This window comes from Nocardioides aquaticus (assembly GCF_018459925.1).
Taxonomy (GTDB): domain Bacteria; phylum Actinomycetota; class Actinomycetes; order Propionibacteriales; family Nocardioidaceae; genus Nocardioides; species Nocardioides aquaticus.
Map to the genome: position 1 here is coordinate 1,340,558 of NZ_CP075371.1, position 17,015 is coordinate 1,357,572.

Consider the following 17,015-nt stretch of genomic DNA (forward strand, 5'->3'; position numbering starts at 1 on the left):
CGTCGCGGCCCCTGCCGCACCGCCTCATCATTCGCTAGCGCGTCGAGCTCCTCGACGCGCCCACCTCTCGTCCGCGGGAGGTTTTTTTGTGCCCCGACCCAGACGACCCACCAGCCGCACCCGACAGCCCAGGAGGGCCCGCCCGATGGACCTGCACGGCGACTTCCACGTCTACGACACGACGCTCCGCGACGGCGCGCAGCAGGAGGGCCTGACGCTGTCGGTGGCCGACAAGCTGTCGATCGCGCGGCAGCTCGACGGGCTCGGGGTGGGCTACGTCGAGGGCGGCTGGCCCGGGGCCAACCCCAAGGACACCGCCTTCTTCGCCCGCGCCAAGGACGAGCTGGACCTCCGCCACGCCAGGCTGACCGCCTTCGGCGCGACGCGCCGCGCCGGCGTGGCCGCGGCCGACGACCCGCTGGTCGCCGCGCTGCGCGACAGCGGGGCGGGCGTGGTGACGCTGGTGGCCAAGAGCCACGACCGTCACGTCGAGCTCGCGCTGCGCACCACGCTGGAGGAGAACCTGGCCATGGTGCGCGACACCGTCGCCCACCTGCGCGCCGAGGGCCAGGAGGTCTTCCTGGACGCCGAGCACTTCTTCGACGGCTACCGCGCCAACCGGGCCTACGCCCTCGAGGTCCTGCGGACCGCGGCCGAGGCCGGCGCGTCCGTGGTCGCGCTGTGCGACACCAACGGCGGGATGCTGCCGGGCTGGGTCGGTGACGTGGTGCACGACGTGGTCGAGACCACCGGGGCGCGGGTCGGCATCCACTGCCACAACGACACCGGCTGCGCGGTGGCCAACACCCTCGCCGCGGTCGACGCGGGTGCGAGCCACGTGCAGGGCACCGTCAACGGGTACGGGGAGCGCACGGGCAACGCCGACCTGGTCGCGGTGGTCGCCAACCTCCAGCTCAAGCTCGGTCGCCAGGTGCTGCCGGAGGGGCTGCTGCGCGAGGCCACCCGGATCGCGCACGCCGTCGCGGAGGTCACCAACGTGCCGCCGGCGTCGCGGCAGCCGTACGTCGGCACGTCGGCCTTCGCCCACAAGGCCGGGCTGCACGCCAGTGCGATCAAGGTCGACCCGGACCTCTACCAGCACATGGACCCCCTCGGCGTCGGCAACGACATGAGGCTGCTGGTCTCCGACATGGCCGGGCGCGCCTCGATCGAGCTCAAGGGCCGCGAGCTCGGCTTCGACCTGAGCAGCGACTCGGCCGAGGGTCGCGACCTGGTCGCCCGGGTCACCGGCCGGGTCAAGGAGCTCGAGCTGCGCGGCCACACCTTCGAGGCGGCCGACGCCTCCTTCGAGCTGCTGCTGCTGGAGGAGCTGGAGGGCGTGCGCCCGTCCTACGTCGAGGTCGAGTCGTGGCGGGTGATCACCGAGACGCTGACCCACGCCGCCCCCGGCGAGGAGGCGATCTCCGAGGCCACGGTCAAGCTGCACGCCGCCGGCGTCCGCTACGTCACGACCGGCGAGGGCAACGGGCCGGTCAACGCCCTGGACCAGGCGCTGCGGACCGCCATCGGCCAGGCCTACCCGCAGGTGACCCGGTTCGAGCTGATCGACTACAAGGTGCGCATCCTCGACCAGGGCCACGGCACGGACGCGATCACCCGTGTGCTGATCGAGACCAGCGACGGCGAGTCGTCCTGGGTCACCGTGGGCGTCGGCGCCAACGTGATCGAGGCCTCCTGGGGAGCCCTGCTCGACGGCCTCACCTACGGCCTGCGCCGCCAGGGCGTCTGAGCACGCGGGTGGGACCCGTCGAGCTGACCGACTCGGGGACGCTGGCCACGCTGCGGCTCGTGCTCGACCTGGTCGGCGTGTTCGTGTTCGCGCTGTCCGGGGCGCTGCTGGCGGTGCGGCGCGGGCTCGACCTGTTCGGGGTGCTGGTGCTGGCCTGGGTGGCCGGTCTCGGCGGCGGCACCCTGCGCGACCTGCTGCTCGGCCGGACCCCGCCCGCCGGCGTCAGTGACGGGCGCCTGGTCACGGCTGCGCTGCTGGCGGGCCTGCTGGTCTTCGGGCTCTACGGCGCCTACCGCGACCTCGCCCGGCGGCACCCCGACGTGCGCTGGGGGCGGGCGTCGTACGCCGTGCGCGTGCTCGACGCGGTCGGGCTCGGTGTCTTCGCCGTCAACGGTGCCCTGCTGGCGCTGGCGGTCGGCGCCGGACCCCTGACCGCGACCATCGTCGGCGGGGTGACCGCGATCGGCGGCGGCCTGCTGCGCGACCTGCTCGTGGGGCAGGTGCCCGAGGTGCTGCGGCGCGAGCTCTACGCCGTGCCGGCCCTGACCGGTGCCGGGCTGGTCGTCCTGGCCGACCACCTCGGGGTGCTGTCCTCGGCGGTGGCGGTCGGCTGCGCCGGGCTGGTGACCGTGGTCCGGCTGGTGGCGGTGGGCCTCGACCTCAACGCGCCGCGGGCCCTGCGCACCGAGGGACCGATCAGGTGGCCCCGCCGGGAGGAGTGACCGGCGGGCGGCCGACCACGCGCCGCACCAGGTCGGCCCAGCCGGCGAGCACCCGCTCGACCGGCAGCCCGTCCAGGCGGACCTGCTGCTCGAGCACCGGAACCTCCAGCGGCGCCAGCAGCGCGACCGCGAGCAGGGGCAGGTCGCCGTCGACCTCGAGCTGCGCGAGCAGGTGACGGACGTGCAGGGCGGCGAAGGAGTGCGCCCCGCTCGCGCGGGCGCCCTCCGCCCCGGCCGCCCGGATCAGCGTGGCGTGCTGGAGGGTCGTGCGCAGCCGCGATTCGCCGAGGGCCAGCAGGCGCTCGAGCGGGGGCGCGCCCGGGCCGAGCGGCGGGGGACCGGAGATCACCGCGGCCTGCCATGCGCGCTCGGTGTGGTCGAGCAGGGCGGCCATCAGCCCCCCACGGCTGCCGAAGCGCCGGAAGACGGTGCCCTTGCCGACCCCGGCCCGGGCCGCGAGCGCGTCCATCGTGACCTTGTCCGCGCCGAGCTCGGCGACCATCGCGGCCGCGGCGTCGAGCAGCAGCTCCCGGTTGCGCGCGGCGTCGGCGCGCTCGGGCGCGGCCTGGTCGGCCAGCGGGAGGAGCCGGCGGGCGGGGTCGGTGGTCATCGTGGGCCGAGTGTGGCAGAGCCCACCCGATCCGGTGGCGAGCCCGGGAATAGAACCGGACCATGGTCCGTTTGAGGTTCCATGACTCACACCACCACCGTCGCCGTCCTCGTCGGCAGCCTCCGCGCCGACTCCGTCAACCGCCGCCTCGCGCTCGCCCTGCGCGACCGCGCCCCCGAGGGCGTCGTGCTCGACGTCGTCGACGACCTGGGCGCCCTGCCGTTCTACAACGAGGACGTTGACTCCGACGCCCTCGCGGTCCCGGCCGCCGCCCTCGCGCTGCGCGAGCGGGTCGCCGCCGCCGACGTCGTGCTCGCGGTCACCCCGGAGTACAACGGCACCATGCCGGCCGCGCTCAACAACGCCATCGACTGGCTGTCGCGCCCGTACGGCGCCGGCGCCCTGGTCGGCAAGCGCTTCGGCGTCGTCGGCACCACCCCGACCCCGTACGGCGGCCAGTGGGCCCACGCCGACACGCTCCGCTCGGCCGGCATCGCCGGGGCCGTCCCGGTCGAGGACGTCACCGTCTCGCAGCCGGGCATTGACGTGGACCCGGTCGAGGACGAGGGCGTCCGGGCCCGTCTCGACGCCGCGCTCGCGACGCTCGTGGCGCGCGAGGACGCGGCTGCCTGACCCGCCGAGATGACGCTTCCGGACAGCCGAGATGACGGCGGGTTCAGAGGAATGTCGCAACACCCCTGATGACTAGGGGAAGAACGTGCCTACTCCGCCGATGGCTGTCGAGCAGGTTGATCTGATCCATTGTTTGTTGCGTCGTGGTGTGCAGCAGAAGGTGATCGCACAGTGTTCGGGTGTGTCGGTGCGGACCGTGCAGCGGATGCTGGCCAGGCTCGGTGGTGTGCCCAGACCAGCAGCAGCCGAGTACGGCCCGCGTTACCTCAGCCAGGACGAGCGGTGTGAGATCGCCCGGCTCCACGATGGCGGGATCTCGGTGCGCGCGATTGGCCGGCGGCTGGGGCGCTCGCCCTCGACGATCAGCCGTGAGCTGCGCCGCAACGTCCATGACAAGACCGGTCACTACCTGCCCCACCCGGCCCATACCCGGGCCTGGGAGCGTCAGCGGCGACCGAAGGCCTCCAAGATCGCCTCGGACCCGCGGCTGGCTGCCTGGGTGCGGTACATGCTCAAACATCGGCTCTCACCTGAGCAGATCAGTGGGCGGTTGCAGGTGCGTTTCCCCCACGATGAGTCCATGCGGATCAGCCCCGAGACGATCTACCAGTCCTTGTACGTCTATCCCCGCGGGGAGCTGACCCGGGAGCTGAAGTCGCACCTACGCAGCGGCAGGACCCATCGCCGTGCGCGTGGGCAGCGCATCAACAAGCACGAGCGGATCGTCGGGGCGGTCTCGATCCATCAGCGGCCCGAGGAGGTCAAGGGCAGGTTGGTGCCCGGGCACCACGAGGGCGACCTGATCAAGGGCTCGACGGCTTCGAACTCTGCGGTGGCCACCGTGGTCGAGCGGCACTCGGGGTACCTGACTCTGGTCCACCTGCCCGAGGGGTGGGCTGCGGACAAGGTCGCGGCCGCGCTGGCCCAGGAGATGGGCAAGCTGCCGGCCTGGTTCGCCAAGACCCTGACCTGGGACCGTGGTGTCGAGATGGCCCGCCATGCCGACTTCGCTGCAGCGAGCGGGATCGATGTCTACTTCGCTGATCCCTACAGCCCTCAGCAGCGCCCGAGCAACGAGAACACCAACGGCCTGATCCGTGAGTACCTGCCCAAAGGCACCGATCTCTCGGTCCACACCCACGATGACCTGGCCCTGGTGGCCAAGGAGCTCAACAACCGCCCTCGTAAGCGACTCAAGTTCCTCACACCGGCAGAGGTCTTCGCTAACCTGCTGACCGACCACAAGCCAGGTGTTGCGACCACCCCATGAATTCGCCGACGCTCGCGGCGCCTCGAGGTGACGCTCGCGGACACCCGGGCCGGCCCCGGGTGTCCGTCGCCGCCTGACGCCGGGGGCCTCCGGCCCTACCCTGGGCCGGTGGCTCCCGCCCCTGACGCCCCACCGCCCGCTGCCGCTCCGGTCGCCACCTCCGAGCCCGCGGGCGGGCGCAGCACCGCCGACGTCGTCGTCACCGTCGTGCTGCTGGCGGTGACCGGGGTGCTCGGCCTGGTCGCGGCGTTCTTCGGGATGTTCACCGGGATGGTCTCGGACGGGTGCTTCGGCGACGACCTGTGCGGTTCCCGGGTCGGCACCGGCACCCTGATCAACGTCCTCGCCCCGGTCGTCTGCTGGATCGCCGCCGTGGTGGTGTCCGCGCGACGCCTGGCGCGGCGGCGGCCGGCGTGGTGGGTGCCGCTGGTCGCGGTCGTGGTGTGGTTCCTGCTGGTGCTGGTCGGCTCCGCCGTCGCGACCTCGGCGATGCCCTCGTGACCGGCGGTCTGCACGACCTCACCGCGCTCGAGCAGGGCGCGCTGGTCCGGCGGCGCGAGGTGTCGCCGGTCGAGCTGGTGGACCACTACCTGGAGCGGGTCGCCGGCCTCGACGACGTCGGGGCGTTCGTCACGGTGACCCCCGCGCTCGCCCGGGAGCGGGCGGCGGCCCTGGGCGTACGTCCGGAGGGTGCGGGTCCGTTGTGGGGCGTGCCGACCGCCGTGAAGGACCTGAACCCGACGGCGGGGGTCCCGACCTCCTTCGGTTCGCCGGTCTTCGCGGGCCTGGTGCCGGAGGAGTCCGACGGGGTGGTGCTGTCGCTGGAGGCCGCGGGGACGGTGAGCCTGGGCAAGACGAGCACGCCCGAGCTGGGGTCGCCCTGCTACACCGAGCCCGAGGGACGCCCGCCCGCGGTGACGCCGTGGGACCGCACCCGGATGGCCGGCGGGTCGTCGGGAGGCGCTGCCGCGGCGGTCGCGGCGGGTCTCGTGCCGGTCGCGCAGGGGTCCGACGGGGGAGGGTCGATCCGGATCCCGGCCTCCTGCTGCGGCCTGGTCGGGCTGAAGCCGACCCGGGGGCGGATCAGCGGCTGGCCGTCGTACGGCGACCCCGTCGGCCTGGCCACCGCCGGGACCCTGGCGCGGGACGTGCGCGACGCCGCCGCGCTCCTGGACGTGATGGCGGGGCGCCGGCCCGGCGACCCCACCTGGGCCCCGCCGCCGCGTGGCACGTTCCTGGCGGCCTGCGACCGCGACCCCGGTCGGCTGCGGGTGGCCCGCTTCGCGGCGCCCGTGCTCGCCGACGTCGACGTGGACCCGGAGTGCCTGCGGGCCTGGGAGGACGCGTCGCTGCTCCTCGAGCGCCTCGGCCACGACGTCGAGGACGTCGCGGTCCCGCTGCCGCGCGCGGCCGTCGCGGACTTCGAGACCTGCTGGGCCGTGCTCACCGCGCTCGCCCCGGTGCCGCCGGAGCGCGAGCACCTGCTCCGCCCGCTGACCCGCTGGCTGGCCGCCCGCGGGCACGCGGTCAGCGGACCGGTCTTCGGCACGGCGGTCGGGGCCGTACGGCGCCACGCGGCGACCGCGCTCGAGGCGCTCGCGCCGTACGACCTCGTGCTCACCCCCACGCTCGCCTCGCCGCCGCTCCCGGTCGGCGCGATCCGCGACGACGCCGATCCCGCCGCGGACTTCGACGCGCAGAAGGCCTTCACCCCGTGGACATCGGCGTGGAACGTGACCGGGATGCCGGCGGTCTCGCTGCCGCTGCACCAGACCGCGCCGCTGCCGGACGCCCCGGGCGGTCTCCCGGTCGGCGTGATGCTCGCCGCACGTCCGGCCGAGGAGGAGCTGCTGCTGGCGGTCGCAGCCCAGCTCGAGGCCGCCGCACCGTGGCGCGACCGCCGGCCGCCGGGCTGGTGACCTCGCGGTGAGCGCCGTCCGGGTGGCGACGACGGGGGACGTGCCCGCCGCGGTGCTGGTCTCCGCCCGGGAGCTGATGGTCGAGGCCTTCCCCGAGGGGTTCACCGACCACGACTGGGAGCACGCGCTCGGCGGCCTTCACGCCTGGGTCGAGGACCCTGTCCGCGTGGTGGTGGCGCACGGGGCACTGGTCCGCCGGCGGTTGTGGGTGGGGGAGGAGCAGGTCGGGGCCGGGTACGTCGAGGCGGTCGCCGTGCGTCCGGACCGTCGACGGGAGGGTCTGGGGGCCGCGGTCATGACCGCGCTCGAGGACCGTGCGCCGGCGTACGACCTGCTCGTGCTCGGCTCCAGCGACGAGGGGCTCCCGTTCTACGCCTCCCGGGGGTGGGTGCCGTGGCGCGGTCCGACCGGTGTGCGGCACCCCGGGCGTGACGTGGCGACGCCCGAGGAGGACGGGGCGGTGCTGGTGCTGCCCCTGACCCGGCGGTGGCGCGAGCTCGACCTCGAGGCGCCGCTGCGCTGCGAGCCCCGCGCCGGCGACGACTGGTGAGCGACCGGACGCCGGCCCACGCCGGCCCGGCTCAGGCGATCGCCCAGGCCGCCCGGAACTCCTCGGGGTCGAGCCGGGCCAGGTCGCTGCGCACCTCGTCGAGGACCCCGGCGGCGTGCTGCGGGGGACCGGCGGCCAGGCGGAGCTCCTCGCCGTCGTCGTGGCGACGGCGTACGACCACGTCCCCGGCGCTGCTGAGCTCCATCAGGCCGCCGAAGCTCGCGCACCACAGGTCGAGCGCGGCCTCCAGGACGCGCCGTCCGCGCGGACGGGGGTGCGGCTCGATCCCGGCGACGTAGACCTCGTCGGCGGCGACGGGGTCGAGGGTGTCCGGGGCGATCGTCACGCTCCCAGCCTAGGTCGCGGGCTGCGAGGATCCACGACATGCTCGACCTCTACGTCGTCACCCACCCGGAGGCCACCCACCACCTCGCGGACCAGGTGGGTGGGTGGTACGACTCCGAGCTCACCCCCGCAGGACTCCAGGACGCCGACCTCGTCGCCGCGGCGCTCCGGGAGCGCGTCGCGGGCTCCCCGCCGGCGCTGTTCACCTCCGACCTCCGCCGGGCCCGCCAGACAGCAGGGGCGATCGGGGCCCGCCTCGGGGTCGAGCCGGTGCCCCTGGCCGGGCTCCGCGAGAAGTCCTACGGCGAGGGCGAGGGACGACCGGACGCGTGGTTCCGGGAGAGGTTCGTCCCGCCGCCGGCCCACGGGGAGCGCATGGACCACGACGAGGGGCTCGTCGGCGCCGAGACGAAGCGGCAGTGGGTCGACCGGGTGTACGCGGGGATGGACGTCGTCATGGGGTCGACGACACCCACCCGGATCGTGGTCACCCACGGCGGGTCGGCCGGCGTCGTGATCGCCCACTGGCTCCGCCTGCCCCGGACCGCGCTCGCCCACGCCGCCTTCCGGGTCGGGCCCGGGAGCATCACCCACCTCCACGAGGACGACTACTTCCACAACCGCACCCTGATGAGCCTGGGGGACACCACGCACCTGCGGCGCACCTGAGCGACCGTCGTTCGGGCCCGTCAGTCGTCGCCCACCCCGCGGGCGTGCAGGGCGTCGCCGGTGGCGCGCGCGTGCGAGACGACGCGCACGACGAGCGGCACCAGCCGGGCTCGCGGGCTGCGCTCCAGGCCGCGGGCCAGCGCGGCGTCACGGGTCTCCTCGGCGATCGCCACCGTGGTCGGGATCGCCCGCAGCGCCAGCGAGATGGTCAGCGCCACCCGGTCGGGGTCCACGCCGAGGCGGCGCAGCGGACGCAGGGCGCGGACCAGGGCGTCCAGCACCTCGTCGACCGGCGTGGTCAGGGTCAGCACGGTCGCCAGCACGACCAGGGCCAGGAGGTCCCCGACGGACTCGACCGCCCGCGCCCACCCGTTGTTCCACACCTGGAAGCCGCCGAGCAGCACCGCGACCAGCAGCAGTCCGCGCAGGGTCCGCAGCCCCTCGCGGGCGGTGAGCCCGGCGTACGCCCCCAGGCCGACCGCCACCACCAGCGCGACGACGGCGCTCACCGGTCCCCGTACGAGCACCACGACGAGGCCCAGCAGGACCAGCCCCAGCAGCTTCGCGCCGGCCGGGAGGCGGTGCAGCCAGGTGGTGCCGGGGCGGTGCGTCCCGAGCAGGAGGCTCACGCGACGCGCCGGTAGTGCGCGACGACCTCGGCGGCCCCGCCGTCGGCCACGACCCGGCCGTCGGTGACCAGCAGCGCCCGGTCGCAGCGGGCGGCCAGCGCGAGGTCGTGGGTGACCAGCACCAGCTGCTGGGGCAGGCCGAGCAGGAGGTCGCCGACGCGGCGGCTGTTGCCGAGGTCGAGCAGGGTGGTCGGCTCGTCGGCCACGAGCAGGGAGGGGCCGGTGGCGAGGACGCCGGCCAGGGCGAGCAGCTGGCGCTGGCCGCCGGAGAGGCCGTGGACGCTGCGGTCGCCCAGGCCCTCCAGGCCGGCGTCGGCGAGGACCTGCAGCGCGGCGCGCCGGCGTACGCCCTTGTCGCGGTGGGTGCGTCGCAGCGAGAGGGCGACGTCCTCGACGGCGGTCGGCATCACCAGCTGCGCGGCGGGGTCGGTGAAGACGAACCCGACCCGGCTCCGGACCTCCCGGCCGTGCCGGGCCACGTCCAGCCCGTCGACCAGCACCCGCCCGGTCGTGGCGGTGACCAGGCCGTTCAGCAGCCGCGCGAGGGTCGACTTGCCCGAGCCGTTCGGACCGACCAGGGCGACCCGCCGCTCGGTGAGCGCGAGGGAGGTGGCGTGCAGGACCGGGAGGTCGCCGTCGGCCAGCGGCACCGTGACGGTGACGTCCTCCAGGTCGACCCGGCTCGCCGGGGTCGCGGCGCTCAGGCCGCGCGCCGGCGGTGGAGCAGGTCGGGGAAGGCCCGGTGCACCGCGGTGGCGACCAGGGCCATCGCGACGTTCTTGACCACGTCCCCGATCCAGAACACCTTGTCCACGTCGAAGGCCTGGCCCCAGGTCAGGTCGGCGCGCAGCACCAACCCGGCCATCCCGAGGGTGTGGATGAACACCGCGCTGCCGACCAGGCCGCACAGGAAGACGAGGGGGACGTTGCGTGCCGCGGCGCCCCGGGGGAGGCGGGTGACGAGGTAGCCGGTGAGGGCGGCGGCCAGCGGGAAGCCGACCAGGTAGCCGGCGGTCGGCCCGGCCAGGACGCCGAAGCCGGCGGCGCCGCCGGAGAAGACCGGGAGACCGGCCAGTCCCAGCGCGAGGTAGAGCAGCACGGCCAGGAATCCGCGCAGCGGCCCCAGCACGGCACCGGCGAGGAGCACGCCGAAGGTCTGCAGCGTGATCGGCACGATCCCGGTCACGTTGATCGCGGGCAGCACCGCGCAGACCACGACCAGGGCGGCGAACCCGGCGACGAGGGCGAGGTCGGTGGTGCCCAGGCGGCGCGTCCGCGTGGTCCTGGGCTGCTGGTCGGTGCTGGTCATCGGGGGCCTCGGGATCCTGACGGGGTCGTACGACCCGTAACTGAACGGTGTTCAGGTTAGGGTGGGGCCCCCGTCTGGTCAACGCCGGGGCGGTCGAGGAGGGGAGGTCTGGTGGCGCACCACCGTGAGGACGTCGTGCGGACCGCGCTCGCGGTCCTGGACACCCACGGCCTCGCCGACCTGACCATGCGGCGCCTGGCCGCCGAGCTCGATGTGCGGCCCTCCGCGCTCTACCACCACGTGCCGAGCAAGCAGGTGCTGCTGGCCGCGGTGGCCGACGAGGTGCTGCGCCGCGGTCCGCGCCCCGACGTGGTCGGCCCGGCCGGGGCGTGGCCGGCCCGCCTGGTCGACGTCGCCGGCTGCCTGCGGGAGGCGCTGCTGGCCTACCGCGACGCGGCCGAGCTGGTCTCCACCGTGGTCGCGTTCGGGCTCGGCGCCGACCGGCCGTACGCCGACCTGGTCGCCGTCCTCGACGACGCCGGCCTGCCCGACGGGCTCACGCCGACGGCCGCGCGGACCCTGCTGCACTTCGTGCTGGGCCACACCCTCGACGAGCAGACGCACCTGCAGGCCGGCGCCGCGGGGGCGATCGCCGACGCCCCGCGACCGGGCTCCGACTTCGCCGTGGGGCTCGGTCTCGTCGTCGACGGCATCGCGCTACGCGCCTCGGTGGGACGCCCCGGCACCCCCGTCCGGGTCGAGGTCGACGACCGCCCCTGACGCCTCGGCCAGCAGGACCGCACCACCGAGGTCGATCAGCGTCCGCCCGAGGCGGGCCGCCGCGAGGTCGACCCCGTCGAGCAGCGCCCCGCGCAGGTCCGTGCCCCGCAGGTCGGCCTCCCGGAGGTCGGCGCCGGTCAGCACGGCCCCCCGCAGGACCGCCCCCTGCAGGTCGGCCAGGGCCAGGTCGGCGTCGGCGAGGTCCAGCCCGCTGAGGTCGAGGCGGGCGAGGTCGGCGCCGCGGAGCGACACCCCGCGCCACTGCCCGCCAAGCACCCGCCACGGCCGGGTCGTGCAGCGCTCGAACGCCGTTCCGGCCAGCTTGCAGCCCTCGAAGGTGGCGTCGAAGAGGGAGCAGCCGCGCAGCGAGCAGGCCACGAAGGCCGTGGCGCGGTGCACCGAGGAGTTCAACCGGCACCCGGTGAAGGTGCAGTGCTCGAAGACGGCGCCGCGGGTGGTGACCTCCGAGAGGTCGACGTCGACGAAGGTGCAGCGGACGAACCGGGTGTCGGCGAGGTCGGTGGCGTACCAGTCCTCGCCGCGCCAGGTCTGCTCGACGTGCTTCGGCCGCTCGGTCATGGGCGGCACGCTAGACGGCGGCCCCGACACCTCCGGCACGGAGACCGCCGGCACGGAGACCGCCGGCACGGAGACCGCCGGCACGGACACCGGGAGGGGCGGCCGCCACCCGCGAGCGCCCGAACGGGTTCTCCAGCTCCCCGGCCCACATCAGCGACGACGCCTGGTCGCCGAGGTCGACCATCTGCCGGTGGTCGCGCAGCTGGAGCCGGTTCAGGCAGGAGTGGCGGAAGGTGTCGCGCCGCAGGTCGTAGGCCGTCGCGGCGGCCGCGAGCTCCGGGTGGTCGGTGGCGTGCCGGTCCAGGCACGCGGCCACCTCGGCCCAGAAGTCGTCCTGGTCCACGACGCCCTCGGTGTGCAGCAGAGCCGCGAGGTGGCGCAGCACGCCGTCCACCGCGTCGGTGTGGAGGGACAGGGCGCCCAGGTCGGGGCCCACGTCGGCCCGCGCCCGCTCCACCGGCTCCGGCAGCGGACGGTCGTGCATCAGCGCGACCTCCTCGCCGACGTCCTTCATCACCACGCGCGCCACCACGCCGTCGCGGAGGACCAGCACCAGGTTCTCCCCGTGCGGCATGAAGGCGAGGTCGTGGGCGAGCAGGCAGTGGGCGAGCGGGCGGACGTAGGCGTCGAGCAGCGCGCGTACCCAGGCCCGGGGGTCGACCGGGGAGGACCGCACGAGCGCGACGGTGAAGGAGCGGCCGTCGTGGTCGCGGTGCAGGAGCGAGGCCATCGTGGCCAGCCGCTCGCCCGGGGCGACCCGGGGCGCGGCGGGCTCGCGCCAGAGCGCGGCCAGCATCTTCTGGTGCGCCGAGCGGGGTCCGGCGTGGTGGTAGGCGTCGCCGGTGTAGCCGATCGCGGCCACCTCACGCAGCACGGTGAAACCGCGCGTGACCAGCTCGGGGTCCTCCTCGACGATGGCGGCGACGTGGTCGTTGATGGCCGGGGTCACCGCCATGTAGGCCGGCGAGAGCCCGCGCACGAACCCCATGTTCTGCACCGCGAGCGCGGTCTTCACGAAGCAGCGGCCGGGATCGGTGGCGTTCGCGAGCGTCCGGATCGACTGCTGCGGCCGGTGCTCGTCGGACCCCTCACCGAGCCAGACGAGGTCGCGGCGCGCCAGGTCGGGGGCGAAGCTGACGGCGACCTTGTCGGTCCACTGCCAGGGGTGCACCGGCAGCAGCAGGTAGTCGGCCGGGTCCAGGTCGAGGTCGACCAGCCGCCGCTGCAGCCGGTCGCGCTCGGCGCCGAGCTCACCGGCGTACAGCGTCTCCTCGTCGAGGCCGTCGACCAGGGCGAGCGTGGTGTGGGCGCGGCGCGCGGCGAGCCAGACCAGGCGGACGCGGGCACCGGTCTCGGGGGCGTACGCGCGGTGGTCGTCCACGCCGAACCCGATCCGACCGTTGTTGGCCAGGAAGCCCGGGTGTCCCTCGGTCATCGCGGACTCGACCGTGAGGTGGTCGGCTGTGAGCAGCGCGTCGACGTCCGGGCCGGGGTGGGCCAGCTTCCAGCAGGCGCCGGCCAGGGTCGCGGCCAGCTCCTCCAGGTACGTCGCCAGCAGCGCGTCCGGGAGCCCGAGCGCGGTGGCGTGCTCGACCACGAACCGCTGGACGTCGAGCGGCTCCGACCGGCCCCCGACGACCCGCTCGACGCTGCCCTCGTCCAGGGCCCAGTGCTCGAGCCGCAGGCGGGTGGCGGTGAAGCGGTGCTCGACCGCGCCGGTCGGGTCGACGACCCGCCACCGGTCGTCGCCGAGCGGCTCCGGCCGCAGCACGCGCTCGTGGGCCAGCTCGGAGAGGGCCTTGGCCACCAGGTGCCGCTGCGCCCGGGCGAGGTTCGCGGGCGTCAGGTGGGCGGCGGGGTCGGTGCGGGCGGGCACCCGTCCGCGGCGCCGGTCGTGGTCGGCGCGCGTGAGCACGGAGACGGCCGCGGTCTTGTCCTCGAGCGCGGCCTCGCCCAGCACGACAAAACCGGACTCGGCGTTGAGCCGGCCGATCGCGGTGTTGCGGACGTCCGGCTCGACGACGACGCGCTGCACGGCCGGGTCGGCGAAGCAGTGGTCGAGCACGGCGGCCATCACGGCCCGGGTCAGGCCGGGGACGGGGTCGGCGTCGGGGTCCGGCGGGGCGACCAGCACGTGCATCCCGAGGTCGCCCGGGGCCGGCACGCCGGGAGGGAGACCGGCGACGTCGCGCAGGGGCGAGGCGGCGGACCGGGCGGGATCGTAGGTCTCGGCGAGGAAGGTCGGCAGGCCGTCCACCCGGCCCAGCCACACGTCGTGGTGGCCGGTCGCCGCGAGGGCGTGGTGGGCGCGGGCGACCTCGGTCGGAGTGGCGCCCTGCATGCCCCAGAACGACGAGCGGGGGTGAGTGACCCAGGCGTGCAGCAGCGCGAGCGTGGCGTCGTCGAGGGGGAGCGGTTCGAGGGTCGGGTTCATCGGGTGGCCTCCTGGCCCTGGGTCTCTCGGGGTGCGGGGGAGGTGCGCAGGTGCTCGGGGACCCCGAAGGTCTGCACCATCACGCGCTTCTCGATGGGGTAGACCTCACGGCCGGCCACGGAGTTGGCGATCACCGCGCTGCGGTGCGCGCCCATCCCGAGGTCGGGGGCGACGAAGCCGTGCGTGTGGGCCTCGGCGTTCTGCACGAAGACCTCGCGGCCGCTCCGGTCGACGGCGTACGACGCGTCGGCGACCAGCCGGCCGCGGTCATCGGTGACGAGGCGGTCGCGCACCGGGTCGAGGAAGGGCAGGGGGCGCTCGGCGTACCCGGTGGCCAGGACGAGGCCGTCGGTGCGCAGCGCGAAGTCCTCGCCGGTCTCGTCGTGGTGCAGGGCCAGGTCGTACGCCTCCCCGTCCCACGCCGCCCCGGTCACCGAGGTGTTGGTGACCAACGTGGTGCGCGGCCCGTCGCCCTGCGCGGCGAGGCGGTAGTGCAGGTCGGAGATGCCGTCGACGACGTCGCCGCTGATGCCCTTGTAGAGCGAGCGCTGGTCCCGCAGCAGGGGCTCGCGGGTCCCGGTCGGAAGCCCGCGGAAGTAGGCGGAGTACTCCGGAGACGTCAGCTCGAGGGTCAGCTTGGTGTACTCGAGCGGGAAGAACCGGGGGCTGCGGGTCAGCCAGACCAGGTCGTAGTCGTGGTCGGTCGAGTCGGTGAGCAGGTCGCGGTAGACCTCGGCGGCGCTCTGCCCGCTGCCGACCACGGTGACCGTGCGGCACCCGCGGAGGCGGTCCCGGGCGCCGAGGTAGTCGGCCGTGTGGACCGCCGGCCCGCCCGCGCCACGGACGCTGTCCGGGACGACCGGGGCCGTCCCCACACCCACCACGACACGGCGGGTGCGCCAGACCTCACCGGTCGCCGCGGTCACGTCGTACGCCCCGCTGTCCGGGAGGCCGGGTCCCTCGACGTGCTCGACCGAGACGACCTCCCGCCCGGTGCGCACCGAGGGGAGCCGGTCGGCCGCCCAGCGGCAGTACGCGTCGAACTCGCTGCGCAGCGGGTAGAAGCTCTCGCGGACGTAGAACGGGTAGAGGCGCCCGGTCTGCTTGAGCCAGCACAGGTAGGAGAAGCGCGACGTGGGGTCGGCCATCGTCACCAGGTCGGCCAGGAACGGCACCTGCAGCACCGAGTCCTCGAGCAGCATGCCGGGGTGCCAGGACGGCTCCTCGCGGGCCTCGAGGAAGACCGCGTCCACGTCGTCGACCGGGTCGAGCAGACAGGCCAGGCCGAGGTTGAACGGGCCGAGACCGATGCCGACCAGGTCGAGGAGCGGGCGGTCGGGGAGCGGTCGGTCGGGGACGGGCTGCGTCATCAGGCGACCTCCGCCCGGTCGCGGTGCATCCGGGTGCCCAGGACGACCGCGTCGTCGAGGATGCCGAGGACGTCGTCGGCGGTGGCCATCGGGTTGAGCAGGGTGACCTTGAGCCAGGCGGCGCCGTCGACCTTCGTCGCGGCGACCATCGCCCCGCCCCGGTCGTAGAGCGCCTGGCGCACCCGCGGGACGAGCGCAGAGGCGTCCTCCGGCGTGCTGCCACGCGGGCGCACGCGCCACACGAGCGTGGAGAGCTGGGGAGGGGCGGCCAGCTCGAGCTCGGGCCGGCCCTCGACGGCGTCCGCGACGTCGTGGGCGAGGTCGGTGACGCTGTCGACGTACGCCCCGACGGTATCGGCGCCGATGATCCGCAGGGTCAGCCAGAGCTTGAGCGCGTCGAAGCGGCGGGTGGTCTGCAGCGACTTGCCGACCTGGTCCGGCCGGTCGGTGCCGCGCGGGTTGAGGTAGTCGGCGTGCCAGGTGACGTGGCGCAGGTCGTCGCGCTCGCGGACCAGGACGGCGCTGGCCGACACGGGTTGGAACCACGTCTTGTGGAAGTCGACGGTGACGCTGTCGGCCCGCCCGACACCGTCGAGACGGTGCCGGTCGCGGCGGGAGGCGAGCAGGCCACCGCCGTACGACGCGTCGACGTGCAGCCAGGTGTCGTGGCGCGCGCACAGGTCGGCGAGGTCGGCCAGCGGGTCGATCGCGCCGAAGTCCGTCGTGCCGGCCGTGCCGACGACGGCCATCGGGACCAGCCCGAGGTCCCGCAGCTGGTCGAGCGTGCGGGCGAGCGCGGCCGGGTCCATCCGACGGTCGGCGTCGACCGGCACGCCCAGCACGGCGTCGGGCAGCCCGAGCAGACGAGCCGACTTGGCGACGCTGAAGTGACCGTCCTGGCTGACCAGGACCCGCAGCCGCGCGGGGTCGAGGCCGGGGTCCCTGGTCAGGGCGCGGTCGCGGGCGAGTTGCAACGCCTGCAGGTTGGACTGGCTGCCGCCACTGGTGAAGACCCCGTCCGCACGGGGCCCGAGCCCGACCCGCCCGGCGGTCCAGTCGACGAGCGCGCGCTCGACGAAAGTCGCCCCGACGCTCTGGTCGAAGGTGTCCAGGCTGGGGTTCACCGCGGCGATGAACAGCTCGGCGAGCAGGGCCGGGACGAGCACGGGGCAGTTGAGGTGGGCGGCGTACCGCGGCTCGTGGAACCACACCGTGTCGTCGAGCCAGACCCGGCTCATCTCCTCCAGCGCCGCGGCGGCGTCGCCGAGCGGGTGGTCGAGGTCGACGGCGGCCACCCGGCGGTCCGCGTCCTCGGGCGTACGCCCGGTCGCGGGGCCGGTGACCCGGCCGAGGGTGCTGACGAGGTGGTCCAGGCCGAGCCGCACGGTGGCGGCGTACTTGTGGGCGTGGGCCGGGTGGAAGAAGTGGTGGAGCGGAGGGAGGGCGGGCGACGGGGGAGGGGGCATGGCGAGACCTTCCGAGTTAGGTAAGGCTCACCTTAGTTAC

Annotated in this window: 18 protein-coding genes; 9 read left to right on the forward strand and 9 right to left on the reverse strand. The window is 74.7% G+C overall.

Annotated elements, in window-relative coordinates; all coding sequences use genetic code 11:
• The first annotated feature begins 145 nt into the window (after positions 1 to 145).
• Both cimA and ENKNEFLB_RS06500 read left to right on the forward strand, forming a co-directional pair.
• Positions 146 to 1,750: a citramalate synthase gene (gene cimA / locus ENKNEFLB_RS06495; protein WP_214058451.1), complete on the forward strand. Its 1,605-nt coding sequence runs from the start codon at positions 146 to 148 to the stop codon at positions 1,748 to 1,750.
• Positions 1,751 to 1,758: 8 nt separating this feature from the next.
• Positions 1,759 to 2,472: a trimeric intracellular cation channel family protein gene (locus ENKNEFLB_RS06500; RefSeq protein WP_246535873.1), complete on the forward strand. Its 714-nt coding sequence runs from the start codon at positions 1,759 to 1,761 to the stop codon at positions 2,470 to 2,472.
• Here ENKNEFLB_RS06500 and ENKNEFLB_RS06505 read toward each other — a convergent pair.
• Complete coding sequence (locus tag ENKNEFLB_RS06505; RefSeq protein ID WP_214058452.1) at positions 2,447 to 3,082, reverse strand: TetR/AcrR family transcriptional regulator; 636 nt, start codon at positions 3,080 to 3,082, stop codon at positions 2,447 to 2,449. The two genes, ENKNEFLB_RS06500 and ENKNEFLB_RS06505, sit on opposite strands and share 26 nt — an antisense overlap.
• Before the next feature lie 81 nt (positions 3,083 to 3,163).
• Here ENKNEFLB_RS06505 and ENKNEFLB_RS06510 point away from each other — a divergent pair, with 81 nt between their 5' ends.
• The 5 genes from ENKNEFLB_RS06510 to ENKNEFLB_RS06530 all read left to right on the forward strand — a co-directional run bounded on the left by ENKNEFLB_RS06510 (position 3,164) and on the right by ENKNEFLB_RS06530 (position 7,454).
• On the forward strand, positions 3,164 to 3,715 hold the full coding sequence (locus ENKNEFLB_RS06510; RefSeq protein ID WP_214058453.1) for an NAD(P)H-dependent oxidoreductase: 552 nt from the start codon (positions 3,164 to 3,166) through the stop codon (positions 3,713 to 3,715).
• A gap of 100 nt (positions 3,716 to 3,815) precedes the next feature.
• Entirely contained in the window at positions 3,816 to 4,985 is a 1,170-nt protein-coding gene (locus tag ENKNEFLB_RS06515) for an IS30 family transposase (protein WP_420830527.1), read from the forward strand.
• Between the two features lie 27 nt (positions 4,986 to 5,012).
• Positions 5,013 to 5,486 carry a DUF6264 family protein gene (locus ENKNEFLB_RS06520; protein ID WP_275955948.1) on the forward strand — a complete coding sequence of 158 codons (474 nt, stop codon included), beginning with the start codon at positions 5,013 to 5,015 and terminating at the stop codon, positions 5,484 to 5,486.
• Positions 5,483 to 6,904 (forward strand): amidase, encoded by a 1,422-nt coding sequence (locus ENKNEFLB_RS06525; RefSeq protein ID WP_246535874.1) that lies wholly within the window; start codon positions 5,483 to 5,485, stop codon positions 6,902 to 6,904. Before ENKNEFLB_RS06520 ends, ENKNEFLB_RS06525 begins: the two co-directional genes overlap by 4 nt.
• Positions 6,905 to 6,911: 7 nt before the next feature.
• On the forward strand, positions 6,912 to 7,454 hold the full coding sequence (locus ENKNEFLB_RS06530; RefSeq protein WP_246535875.1) for a GNAT family N-acetyltransferase: 543 nt from the start codon (positions 6,912 to 6,914) through the stop codon (positions 7,452 to 7,454).
• A 31-nt stretch (positions 7,455 to 7,485) separates the two neighbouring features.
• Here ENKNEFLB_RS06530 and ENKNEFLB_RS06535 read toward each other — a convergent pair whose 3' ends face one another.
• Entirely contained in the window at positions 7,486 to 7,800 is a 315-nt protein-coding gene (locus tag ENKNEFLB_RS06535) for a hypothetical protein (protein ID WP_214058455.1), read from the reverse strand.
• 38 nt (positions 7,801 to 7,838) lie between these two features.
• On the opposite strand from ENKNEFLB_RS06535, the gene ENKNEFLB_RS06540 reads away from it, so the two are divergent.
• Positions 7,839 to 8,468 carry a histidine phosphatase family protein gene (locus tag ENKNEFLB_RS06540; RefSeq protein ID WP_214058456.1) on the forward strand — a complete coding sequence of 210 codons (630 nt, stop codon included), beginning with the start codon at positions 7,839 to 7,841 and terminating at the stop codon, positions 8,466 to 8,468.
• Between the two features lie 20 nt (positions 8,469 to 8,488).
• Here the strand turns inward: ENKNEFLB_RS06540 and ENKNEFLB_RS06545 are convergent, their stop codons facing one another.
• The 3 genes from ENKNEFLB_RS06545 to ENKNEFLB_RS06555 are packed head-to-tail and all read right to left on the reverse strand — an operon-like array spanning position 8,489 to position 10,406.
• A complete protein-coding gene (locus tag ENKNEFLB_RS06545; protein ID WP_214058457.1) occupies positions 8,489 to 9,097 on the reverse strand; it encodes an energy-coupling factor transporter transmembrane component T in 609 nt (202 codons plus the stop codon).
• A complete protein-coding gene (locus tag ENKNEFLB_RS06550; RefSeq protein WP_246535876.1) occupies positions 9,094 to 9,747 on the reverse strand; it encodes an energy-coupling factor ABC transporter ATP-binding protein in 654 nt (217 codons plus the stop codon). Before ENKNEFLB_RS06550 ends, ENKNEFLB_RS06545 begins: the two co-directional genes overlap by 4 nt.
• Before the next feature lie 50 nt (positions 9,748 to 9,797).
• The gene (locus tag ENKNEFLB_RS06555; protein ID WP_214058458.1) at positions 9,798 to 10,406 is read right to left on the reverse strand and encodes a biotin transporter BioY; all 609 of its coding nucleotides are present in this window, start codon (positions 10,404 to 10,406) and stop codon (positions 9,798 to 9,800) included.
• A gap of 111 nt (positions 10,407 to 10,517) precedes the next feature.
• Between ENKNEFLB_RS06555 and ENKNEFLB_RS06560 the strand changes: the two genes are divergently transcribed.
• Entirely contained in the window at positions 10,518 to 11,126 is a 609-nt protein-coding gene (locus tag ENKNEFLB_RS06560) for a TetR/AcrR family transcriptional regulator C-terminal domain-containing protein (protein WP_214058459.1), read from the forward strand.
• Here ENKNEFLB_RS06560 and ENKNEFLB_RS06565 read toward each other — a convergent pair.
• Genes ENKNEFLB_RS06565 through ENKNEFLB_RS06580 form a run of 4 tightly spaced genes read right to left on the reverse strand, consistent with a single transcriptional unit; the run spans position 11,064 to position 16,975 of the window.
• Positions 11,064 to 11,705, reverse strand: coding sequence for a pentapeptide repeat-containing protein (locus ENKNEFLB_RS06565; protein ID WP_214058460.1), 642 nt, complete (start codon positions 11,703 to 11,705; stop codon positions 11,064 to 11,066). The two genes, ENKNEFLB_RS06560 and ENKNEFLB_RS06565, sit on opposite strands and share 63 nt — an antisense overlap.
• 10 nt (positions 11,706 to 11,715) lie before the next feature.
• Entirely contained in the window at positions 11,716 to 14,139 is a 2,424-nt protein-coding gene (locus ENKNEFLB_RS06570; RefSeq protein ID WP_214058461.1) for a GNAT family N-acetyltransferase, read from the reverse strand.
• Positions 14,136 to 15,509, reverse strand: coding sequence for a lysine N(6)-hydroxylase/L-ornithine N(5)-oxygenase family protein (locus tag ENKNEFLB_RS06575; RefSeq protein ID WP_214058462.1), 1,374 nt, complete (start codon positions 15,507 to 15,509; stop codon positions 14,136 to 14,138). Before ENKNEFLB_RS06575 ends, ENKNEFLB_RS06570 begins: the two co-directional genes overlap by 4 nt.
• Positions 15,509 to 16,975: a pyridoxal phosphate-dependent decarboxylase family protein gene (locus ENKNEFLB_RS06580; protein ID WP_214058463.1), complete on the reverse strand. Its 1,467-nt coding sequence runs from the start codon at positions 16,973 to 16,975 to the stop codon at positions 15,509 to 15,511. The genes ENKNEFLB_RS06575 and ENKNEFLB_RS06580 overlap by 1 nt, the downstream gene beginning before the upstream one ends.
• Between the last annotated feature and the right edge of the window lie 40 nt (positions 16,976 to 17,015).